The 8,215-nt window shown below is 34.4% G+C and carries 8 protein-coding genes and 1 pseudogene; 3 read left to right on the top strand and 6 right to left on the bottom strand.

Features of this window, described 5'->3' with window-relative positions:
* Positions 1–426: 426 nt before the first annotated feature.
* Positions 427–2,298 carry a dynamin family protein gene (locus CW357_RS17425; RefSeq protein ID WP_124218727.1) on the top strand — a complete coding sequence of 624 codons (1,872 nt, stop codon included), beginning with the start codon at positions 427–429 and terminating at the stop codon, positions 2,296–2,298.
* 176 nt (positions 2,299–2,474) lie between these two features.
* Here CW357_RS17425 and CW357_RS17420 read toward each other — a convergent pair whose 3' ends face one another.
* The 3 genes from CW357_RS17420 to CW357_RS17410 are packed head-to-tail and all read right to left on the bottom strand — an operon-like array spanning position 2,475 to position 4,371.
* The gene (locus tag CW357_RS17420) at positions 2,475–3,206 is read right to left on the bottom strand and encodes an ABC transporter permease (protein ID WP_124218726.1); all 732 of its coding nucleotides are present in this window, start codon (positions 3,204–3,206) and stop codon (positions 2,475–2,477) included.
* The gene (locus CW357_RS17415) at positions 3,203–3,934 is read right to left on the bottom strand and encodes an ABC transporter ATP-binding protein (RefSeq protein WP_124218725.1); all 732 of its coding nucleotides are present in this window, start codon (positions 3,932–3,934) and stop codon (positions 3,203–3,205) included. Before CW357_RS17415 ends, CW357_RS17420 begins: the two co-directional genes overlap by 4 nt.
* Positions 3,931–4,371, bottom strand: a complete 441-nt coding sequence (locus CW357_RS17410; protein ID WP_124218724.1) for a helix-turn-helix domain-containing protein — start codon at positions 4,369–4,371, stop codon at positions 3,931–3,933. Before CW357_RS17410 ends, CW357_RS17415 begins: the two co-directional genes overlap by 4 nt.
* Positions 4,372–4,602: 231 nt before the next feature.
* Here CW357_RS17410 and CW357_RS17405 point away from each other — a divergent pair, with 231 nt between their 5' ends.
* Positions 4,603–5,616, top strand: coding sequence for a restriction endonuclease (locus CW357_RS17405; protein WP_119415118.1), 1,014 nt, complete (start codon positions 4,603–4,605; stop codon positions 5,614–5,616).
* Positions 5,617–5,640: 24 nt separating this feature from the next.
* On the opposite strand, the gene CW357_RS17400 is transcribed toward CW357_RS17405, so the two are convergent.
* The 3 genes and pseudogenes from CW357_RS17400 to CW357_RS17390 all read right to left on the bottom strand — a co-directional run bounded on the left by CW357_RS17400 (position 5,641) and on the right by CW357_RS17390 (position 6,957).
* Positions 5,641–5,895: a hypothetical protein gene (locus tag CW357_RS17400; RefSeq protein ID WP_119415117.1), complete on the bottom strand. Its 255-nt coding sequence runs from the start codon at positions 5,893–5,895 to the stop codon at positions 5,641–5,643.
* A gap of 130 nt (positions 5,896–6,025) precedes the next feature.
* A pseudogene (locus CW357_RS17395) lies at positions 6,026–6,394 on the bottom strand (IS3 family transposase); the annotation flags it as partial.
* Positions 6,395–6,597: 203 nt separating this feature from the next.
* Positions 6,598–6,957 carry a winged helix-turn-helix transcriptional regulator gene (locus CW357_RS17390; protein WP_124218723.1) on the bottom strand — a complete coding sequence of 120 codons (360 nt, stop codon included), beginning with the start codon at positions 6,955–6,957 and terminating at the stop codon, positions 6,598–6,600.
* A 170-nt stretch (positions 6,958–7,127) separates the two neighbouring features.
* Between CW357_RS17390 and CW357_RS17385 the strand changes: the two genes are divergently transcribed.
* Positions 7,128–7,874, top strand: a complete 747-nt coding sequence (locus tag CW357_RS17385; RefSeq protein WP_124218722.1) for an SDR family NAD(P)-dependent oxidoreductase — start codon at positions 7,128–7,130, stop codon at positions 7,872–7,874.
* Positions 7,875–8,215: the final 341 nt, after the last annotated feature.

Here is an 8,215-nt window from a genome sequence, read left to right as displayed (position 1 = left end):
GAGTTGTGCAAAAGGGATTCCGAGTTGTGCAAAATGGGTTCTGAGTTGTGCAAAAGGGGTTCTGAGTTGTGCAAAAGGGAGCCTGAGTTGTGCAAAAGGGAGTGAGTTGTGCAAAAGTAGCCACCCAGTTCCAACAAGGAAACAAAGTTGGTTCATGACTCACAAATTATGATAAAGGAACCACAAATTATAGCAAAGCGAACCAAATAACAAGTCATTAACCGATTAACCAGGAAAAAGAAATGTACAGAATCTTTATAAAAACAATGTTTTATATTAAAAGTACTATATAAATAGTGATAAATAACTATGTGCAACACTGAATTTAAATCTTTCAAAAATCATTTATGAATAAAAAATATTAAACAACACCCGTTGAATTTCATGTATACTAAAGAGTAAGCAGTATTAAAGGAGATTTAACGGATGGATAAAGACCTAATGAAGATTGCCGACTTAAAAGAGAAATTACCTATTCGTTGGGAAGATGATAAACTTGCAGATTTTTTACAAAATTTTGTAGAAAAACTAACATATTTAAATACATTACTTTCTCAAAATTCATATGTAAAAGAAACAAACAAAATCTTAAAATATATCATTCAAGATGCAACGAATAGCACCATGGTCTTATTAGCTGGTATGACTGGTAATGGTAAAACAACTTTAGTTAATGCTTTATTGAAACGAACAATTTTTAGTACAATGGAAGTAGCGACAGAAGTAAACACCATTATTTGTTATGGAGAAAAAGAAGAAGTTCGTGCTCATTTTTTAGATGGACAAGTTGCTACATTTGATATGGATAAAGTAGAATTGTTCACAGTTTTAGATACATCAAGCGCCAAACTTTTAAGAGAAAGTCTTGATTTTATCGAGATTTTTATTTGCAATGATCTCTTGAAGATGGTTACGTTAATAGACACAACACCAATTCAAGTTTCTGGTAGTGAATCTGCATACTTGAAAGAGACTATATTAAATCGTGCGGATGATGTATTTTGGATTTTTAAACATGGAAATCCTATAATTCCAGCTGAACTAAATTTACTTAAAAAGCTGAAAGATAAGAAAATAATTCCATTAGGGATTATAAATGGCCTTGATTTAATGGGGCTGAATGAGCAAGCCATAATTGCATCGTATGAAAGCCAGCTTTCCGACCATGTAAGAGATATAGTATGTATTTCTTCAAAAGAAGCATTTGACTCTTTATCAGCTAATGATGATGAGCAATGGAACAACAGCCAAATTGAACTTGTCATTAAAGAGTTGGAGAAGACAGCAAATAACCAAGCGAAACGATTATCCTATTTGCAAGAACGATTTATCCATTGGCTGAAACGATTTCAAACTGAGATTGAAATCATTCCAGAGCGTGAACCATATTGCTCTTCACTTCTGATTTTGAAAGAATATATTGAAAATTTCGATATGCGACAAATTACAGAAGCTGCACAAAATCAATATTTTAGTGAGCTAACGGAACAGTATAAGATACATAGCGAAAAATTTAAAAATGTAGAAACCTTATATCAGTTAATCCAAGTAATGGATGACAAATTATTTAATAAACATCGACCAATAATTAGTTTTGTTCAACAAGCAAAAGATTATCTAACGAAAATTAGAGACTATCGTAAAATTCTTCAAGAATATGAGGCTCTTTATGAACTTGTAGATAAAAAACATCAAAAGACTAATGGCATGAAATTATTAAAATATATTTTTAAAAACGGTAATGACGAAGTATATTTCGTCGAAAAAATTGAAATTCTCAACGAACAACAACAAATTTTAGAGAGAAAATATCATCTTCTTAAATTAGAAGAAGAAAAATTACTAGAATCTTTTATAAAAGTAAAAGATCTATTAAATAATATTGTCCAAGAAAAGTTATCATGGATTCTAAAAGATTGCTCGACTATCGCACTTCAAAGAAAGTCTGAGAATGCCCAAATTCAAAATGCAATCGCAAAGTTAAAAGGATTTAATAGTATTGTTGAAGCGAAAAATTTTATCATAAAATTTGTAAACGACTGTGTATTAACAGATGGCATCAATTTAACAGAAGAAGAGGAAATCAAATTACAAGAAACGCTTCAAACGATTGAAAGCGTGGAATTTGAATATCCAAGCTATATCCGTCAATATGAACAAATAAAACCAATGACGAATGACCAATTTCAAACTATGGTTGCTGAAGAAAATCCATTCTATCCATTGAAAATAACTGAAGACAATATCCTCATTGAACTAGAAGAACCACCAGAGATATTGTCGTTAAGGATTGAGTAAAGTTTCGATAGAGGATTCTCTGAGAAAAGTTATGCCTTGCAACACTATCATCAGCAATTTATATAAAAAACAACTTCAAATCTTGTCCTAATGGGCATCGTTGAAGTTGTTTTTTTATATTAGTAGAAATATATGATTAGCATAATATACATTGTAAACTTTTCAGTCTGATATTCTTATATTGATTTCATCTTTTTATGGAATAAGGTGACCGCGATTGCTAATAGCACAATACCGTAACCCGCTACTACTCCAAGATGGGGCCAAATATCTTGATAATTACCGGCTAAAGCAGCCTTTCCCATTTCTACTGCATGGACGAATGGAAGGGCATAGGCAATATCACGGAAGGCGCCACCAACAAGTTCTAAGTCAAACCAAGTGCCAGATAACCAACCACAAAGATTCGTTAAGAGAGCTCCTGATATGGCTGTAGCAGCCTTTTCACTTAATGTTGAACCGATTAATAATCCTAATCCGATGAAAATAAGGGATACCACAAATAGTAACAGGATTGTTGGGACAATTGACCAAGTCATCTTAAGTCCAAGGATAATCGCGCATAAGAAGCACACAACACTTTGTAACAATGCCATTGGAAGAAGCGGTAATGTATAACCTAAGATAAAATCCATTGCTGTCATTGGTGTTGTAAACAATCGACTAAGTAAAGCAGTTGTTCGGTCTTTTGCTATCAATTGTGCAGAAAAGAGTGATAAAAAGGAAAGTCCAAACACCGCAATGCCAGGCGTTAAGTTACTTACCGAAAATAGGTCAACCGGAATGTTTTTATTTATAATGGATAATAAGATCAGTAAAATAACCGGAAAACCTAATCCGAAAAATAGGGAAAGTGGGTCTCTTATAATTTCTAATGTATTTCTTTTGGCAAACACCATAGCTCTCATGCTTTTTCACCGTCCATTACTAACTTAATAAAGGCATCTTCAAATTTAGTCGTTCCAGTTTGCTGTTTCAGCTCATCACTTGTACCAGCTGCTTCTAAACGACCATTTTTTAATATGAATATGCGGTCAGACAAAGCATCGGCTTCTTCCAAATAATGTGTTGTCAATACAATCGTTGCTGTTCCTCTGATTTTCTCAATTACTTGCCATAATTCACGCCGTGCTAAAATATCTAACCCCAGTGTCGGCTCATCTAAGAAGAGAACTTTTGGTTCGCTAATAATAGCCATTGCAATACTAAGGCGACGTTTCCAGCCACCGGACAAAGTTTTACTTTTTTGTTTCTCTACAGTCGATAAATTGAAATTTGCTATGAGCTCATCAGTTTTAGACTTCGTTTTTTGACGATCGAAGCCGTGCACACCTGCCATAAGCTCTAAATTTTCTCGAACGGTCAAATTAGGGGCGATAGCTGTTTCTTGAGGAGATACGCCAAGCAATGATTTTACTTGATGAGGATCTTTCACAATACTTTTGCCATGTATCAATGCATCACCAGCAGTAGGTGTTATAAGACCTGTTAATAGATTGATTAACGTTGATTTACCGGCACCATTAACACCGAGTAAGCTGACTAATTCACCTTGAGCAACAGATAAAGAAACGTTGTCTACTGCGTGTTTTTCTCCATAATATTTTGAGATGGACTGGATATCAATTGCGTTCATCTTTCATCGTCCTCCTCTGCTAAAAATGCTTGCTGAAAGAATTTCTTCATGTAGTGTTGAGGTACAATTCCTAATCCGCGTTCATCATCACCGACAATAATCAGTTGTGAGCCAGATTGAATGTTAAACACTTCACGCGCTTTTTTGGGTATGACAATTTGCCCACGTTCACTCACTGTAACAATTCCGAACATATGCTTCCCACGAGGGGGTACATCAACTCCAACTTCTTTACTTGAATAGTTCACTAAATCATCGAGTGCCACATCAAACAATTCTGCTAACTGTGAGCAAAGTTGAATATCGGGTAGTGATTCACCTTTTTCACATTTTGCGATGACTTGTCGTGAAACATTGAGTTTTTCAGCTAATTGTTCTTGCGTATAATCATATCGTTTACGCAAGTTTTTCAAATTCGTACTTATCAAATTTTTCATATTAGACCTCCTAATCCCTATTATAGATGGATATGATGTAACTTGGTAGCAACAAAAGGTGACATTCATGTTATGATTCATGGAATTTGATAATTTTGGAAAAATAGCAATAAAGAATTAGATGCTACTTAAAAATGTAGTAATTATCACTCATTTAATTGGAGGGTATATTTTAATATAATAATGGTAAGGTAAAAATATAAATAGCCTTGGAATTTAAGAGGTGTAGAAATGGAAAGCCAAGTATGCACAATACATAATATGAAGACAGAAAAGGTTTTAAATGGTCGAAAAATTGTTATTTTCTGTCCGGAATGTGCGAAAAAGAATATGGATATGATTTTGAAAATGGAGAAAAACCAAGAGTCTTCTGGAAAAGCAGCTAAATTGGCTCAGGAAAGGAAAATCTCAATTTCAGAAATTTGGAAAGGTATTTGTTTAAGTGCATATCTATTAATTTTTCCTTTTTTGTTAGCTTTATTTTTTCCATACATACATAGTAAGAGTTATGTTGAACGTTTAGTTTATATTTATCAGAACTATCTCTTTCATCCAGTCGGTCTTGTATTAATTGTTTTTTTCTTTTGTTTCGGTGTTTATTATATTCTTCAAGCGACGAAAAGAATTGTATCTCTGCAAAAGAAGAAAATTCATATAATTCAATCTACGGAAGAATTATCGCAAATTCTTGATGAGTTTTTGTCACCGAAAAGAGTAGACATGTTAACAGAATTTGTAAAAGGTTTATGGGAGCGATTTGAAAAGACTTATGGAATTATGGGAGACAATGATATGTCTCAAATGTCGCTTCGTGAGTTACAAATTTTTACGATAAAGTCTCTTAAAAAGTTTGGTTATCAAAATATTCAATTTAATAGTCATTTTGATTCAGATGAATTTGGAATTCAATATTTTGCTGAAAATAATAATGAGAAACATGCAATAAGTATTGTTAAAGACGAAATTATTATAACAATGGATGATATTCATCGAATTGCGATTGGAAAGGCATATTTTGGATGTAATGAGTGTATATTAGTGACTGCATCCAAGCTAACTGAAGATGCGAAAACCCTAGCTGAAAAATTATACATAAATGTTTGGAATCAAGAGAAGATGAATGGATTATTAAAAAAGAATATTGCAGAACAATGGTCGAAAGTTCTAGAAAATTACTATGATTATTCAGATCACGATTTAGCTAAGTATGCGAGCTTAGAAATACAAAGAATGCAAAGATTTTAATAAGTAAAAAGAGAGGAGCAGCAATTATTGCGCTCCTTTTTTTGTGATTTGAAACTGGGAAGTGAGTAGAAACGCAATCGCAGCCGAAATCATTGCAATGATAAAGGACGAAATAGATACTGAAATTCCAAATATAGTTGTACTAGGAGCAGTTGCTTGCATATACCAAGCAGAAGAAATATCTGGCGTATAAACCAACGTAAGAAATAACCCGCACAATACTTGTAATACAACAAATGCGACTGCGAATGTAAGAAGATAGATTATTAACTTTTTCATTATTTGGTACCTCCTGTGAATGGTGATCTATTGAATAATATACGGATGGATAGTGCTGAAAGTTTCGGATTTTGGGTTGTTGTAGATAGTTTGGTTTAGTTATCTAGTAGTTTTAAACAGTGAAATCAAATTAAATGGGTGGGGTGTGATAAAAGGGTCTTGAGTTGTGATAATTGGATTGCGAGTTGTGATAAAGGAGCCGTGAGTTGTGATAATCGGATTGCGAGTTGTGACAAAAGAGTCTTGAGTTGTGATAAAGGAGCTGAGTTGTGATAAAGGGTTCTCGAGTTGTGATAAAAGAGCTGTGAGTTGTGATAATTGGATTACGAGTTGTGACAAAGAAGCTGAGTTGTGATAATTGGATTGCGAGTTGTGACAAAGAAGCTGAGTTGTGATAAAGGGTTCTCGGGTTGTGGTGATAATCGGGATAACGTTCGTTGTTATAGAACTTGATGTACATATCGATAGCGTGCTTTAATTCTTCAAACGACTCGAACTTATATAAATAATACTCTACTTTTTAGGTTCCCCAAAATGCTTCAATTGGTGTCAATTATCAATGCAAAGTCCTACTCTTTCTCCTTAATGTTGTACTTCCGCAATCAATCATAATTGGAAATTGGCAGTACTTGTTTTGCTATTACTAATAAATTCTCCTGGCCTCATACAAGTGCAACAAAAAAACACCTTACATATAAGGTGTTAAAATGAAGCCTCTTCTGGTGGTGCGATTTCGAATTCATCTTCTGCATTAACTTGCTCCGCATAATGGCTTCCCCATTGACAGAGTTCCTGCAAGATAGGTTGAAGAGATTCTCCAAGTTCAGTAGTTGAATATTCAACTTTCGGCGGTACTTGATTATACATCTTTCTGCTCACAAGTCCACTGGCTTCAAGCTCTCTAAGTGTTTGAATAAGCATTTTCTGAGTTATATTTGGGATAATGCGCTTTAATTCACTCGTTCTCTTTGGTCCATCCATTAAAAAGTATAATACAAGGCCTTTCCATTTTCCGCTAATAACTTCCATTGTCATTTCAAAACCACAACTAAATTTTTTCATGTCTAACCCCTTTTACTACAAAATTGTTACTTTTTGGTTAGTATATAACAAAAAAGTGGGTACTTCCAATATTATAGTTTATAGATGGATAATATACCTTGTAAGGTGTTTTTCAAGTACTTAAAGGTGCTAGACATAAAACAAAAATTAACACAAAAGGAGTGTTAAGTATGGGTAAATTTGAAGGTAAAATAGCGCTTGTAACGGGCGGAACAAGTGGGATTGGTCTTGCTACAGCACAAAAGTTTGTAAACGAAGGTGCATATGTTTATATCACAGGACGCAGACAAAACGAACTTGATAAAGCTGTTAATAAAATTGGCAAGAACGTAACCGGTGTTCAAGGGGATATTTCTAAGCTTGATGACTTAGACAAACTATATGACATTATAAAGCAGGAAAAAGGTAAGTTGGATATTCTTTTTGCTAATGCAGGCGTCGGCAGTTTCCTTTCATTAGGTGAAATTACTGAAGATCAGGTTGATAGAACTCTCGACATCAACGTTAAAGGAACGATCTTTACTGTTCAAAAAGCGTTATCACTATTCCCGAACAAAGTAGGTTCTATTATTGTAACGGGCTCTACTGCTGGATCAATTGGCAACCCAGCGTTTAGTGTATATGGAGCATCTAAAGCAGCATTAAGAGCACTAGTTCGCAATTGGATTCTTGACCTAAAAGGTACTGAAATCCGTGTAAATGTGGTAAGTCCAGGAGGTATTCTTACACCTGCATACGATGAGCTTTTTGGTGATGCACTTGAAGATGTACTGGAAAATAGCAAAAATACTGTTCCAGCTGGAAAAGTTGGGACACCTGAAGAAGTAGCAAACGCTGTATCTTTCCTTGCTTCAGACGAAAGCAGCTACTTGACGGGTGTTGAATTGTTCGTAGATGGCGGGCTAGCACAGGTATAATTTAAGCTGTTTTCTCAAAGCTTGTTACTATAAGGAAAAGAGGGGCATATACAACAATCGCTCTACAGATTTAGGATTTACAACACTAAGAATATGTACGATTTCATTCAGTAACGTGCATAAAAAGCCGCATAAACAATGGTTCATTTAAAAAATCCACAAACGTTGTTTATTGGGGCGCATTAAAGCTTGCACGCCACCATATTTATACAAGGCACGCCAAACTTGAAGGGTTGTCATATTCACAGAAAACATTGTACAAATTCTTCAAGTGTATGACGACACTCCTCTAATTATTGAACTACCAAAACTGGCTCTTTGTAAATAGTTGGGGTGGGGAC

The organism is Rummeliibacillus sp. TYF005, from assembly GCF_003844195.1.
Taxonomy (GTDB): Bacteria; Bacillota; Bacilli; order Bacillales_A; family Planococcaceae; genus Rummeliibacillus.
The sequence above is the reverse complement of the archived record's forward strand: the minus strand, read 5'-3'. Positions and strand labels throughout refer to the sequence as shown.

Excerpts from the sequence above, each read along its gene's own strand:
- CW357_RS17400 (WP_119415117.1), bottom strand. The coding sequence starts at position 5,895 with ATGAAAAAGTTAATAATCTATCTTCTTACATTCGCAGTCGCATTTGTT.
- CW357_RS17415 (WP_124218725.1), bottom strand. The coding sequence starts at position 3,934 with ATGAACGCAATTGATATCCAGTCCATCTCAAAATATTATGGAGAAAAA.
- CW357_RS17425 (WP_124218727.1), top strand. The coding sequence starts at position 427 with ATGGATAAAGACCTAATGAAGATTGCCGACTTAAAAGAGAAATTACCT.
- CW357_RS17420 (WP_124218726.1), bottom strand. The coding sequence starts at position 3,206 with ATGAGAGCTATGGTGTTTGCCAAAAGAAATACATTAGAAATTATAAGA.
- CW357_RS17405 (WP_119415118.1), top strand. The coding sequence starts at position 4,603 with ATGGAAAGCCAAGTATGCACAATACATAATATGAAGACAGAAAAGGTT.
- CW357_RS17410 (WP_124218724.1), bottom strand. The coding sequence starts at position 4,371 with ATGAAAAATTTGATAAGTACGAATTTGAAAAACTTGCGTAAACGATAT.
- CW357_RS17385 (WP_124218722.1), top strand. The coding sequence starts at position 7,128 with ATGGGTAAATTTGAAGGTAAAATAGCGCTTGTAACGGGCGGAACAAGT.
- CW357_RS17390 (WP_124218723.1), bottom strand. The coding sequence starts at position 6,957 with ATGAAAAAATTTAGTTGTGGTTTTGAAATGACAATGGAAGTTATTAGC.